The 1,296-nt window shown below is 44.4% G+C and carries 1 protein-coding gene and 1 pseudogene; one reads left to right on the top strand and one right to left on the bottom strand.

Features of this window, described 5'->3' with window-relative positions:
- Positions 1-197 (top strand): annotated as a pseudogene (locus tag A3766_RS02645) (hypothetical protein); the annotation flags it as partial.
- On the opposite strand, the gene A3766_RS02650 reads toward A3766_RS02645, so the two are convergent.
- A partial coding sequence (locus A3766_RS02650) for a HAMP domain-containing sensor histidine kinase (RefSeq protein WP_068641616.1) occupies positions 194-1,296 on the bottom strand: 1,103 nt, incomplete at its 5' end. The pseudogene A3766_RS02645 and the gene A3766_RS02650 sit on opposite strands and share 4 nt — an antisense overlap.

Raw genomic sequence — 1,296 nt, forward strand, 5'->3', positions numbered from 1 at the left:
ATAATTTGATTGCTTTTTTGATGTTTGGACAAAAGCGTTTGGAAGGTGAAATGGATAGCCTTAACGCAAAAGTAGATGTTAGCAAAGCAAAAGTTGAAAGCATTGTAGATAACACTGAGAAGCTTTTTATTAGTGCTAAGAACCTGGCTGTATTTCCGGCTAAATATACGATTGATCGTGTTAGAGCGCAGTTCTAATTAAGTTCTTTATCTTTACTGCCTGATAGAAGCTTAGTACTTCGTGGGAAAACCAGCTCCACTTTTAGGCCTGGGTCATTATCATTTAAGATAACTTTACTGTGGTGGATATCCATCACAGCGAGTACCAGGCTTAAACCTAAACCATTACCTGGCAAAGACCTGCTCTTGGCAACGCGATAAAAGCGTTGGAATACTTTCTCCCTTTCCTCTTCTGGAATTCCAATTCCTGAGTCAGCAACTGATAGATATATATCTTTCTGAGTGCTGTGGAGTGATACATCTATACAGCCACTCTCCGGCGTGTATTTTATTGCGTTATCGATCAGGTTACACAAGGTCTGAAACAGAAGGTCTCGATCACCGTTCAGGTTAACGTTTTCTTCTATCGAAATCGCAAGTTTCTGGTTCTTATCTTCGGCAAGTGCTTCATATAGCTCGGCAGCATCTTGTACCAGTTCACTTAGATTGAAAGGTTGGAAATTTGAAGACTTACTACCCACCTCAAGGCGAGCAATACGTAATAGGGCATTGAAGGTAGCGAGTAGTTGGTCAGCTTCCGCGACTGCATTGGCGACCTGTTGTCTGTCTTGGTCGCGCTCTACACTGATCAGTGTATTTTCTAACTGGTTTCTTAGACGAGTCAGAGGGGTTCGCAGGTCGTGAGCAATATTGTCTGAAATATGACGAATGCCTTCCATTAATTGAACGATTCGGTCGAGCATTTCATTTAGATTACGTGCGAGTTGGTCAAAATCGTCATTGGTGCCACGGTCCGGGATACGAATAGAAAGATTCCCTTGCATAATCCGCTGGCTGGTTTGGTTAATTAGCTCAACCCTTTTTGCTGTACTACGGCTCATCATAATGCCGCCAAGCATCGCCAGAGCGAAGGTAATTCCCATGCCAAAGTTTATCGCACGTTCGACGAGTTGCTTAACGGCCATAAATTCATTTACATCGCGGCCAACAAGCAGCCTTAGTCCACCAGGCACGATGAATACACGGGCACGAGCAGGCCGGGATTCTTCACCTGGCCACCCTAGATTCTCGCCAAGGGTGAAGTTTAGCCAGCCCTCCTGTACTTCTCCATCTTCAG

It is taken from the genome of Oleiphilus sp. HI0132 (assembly GCF_001635845.1).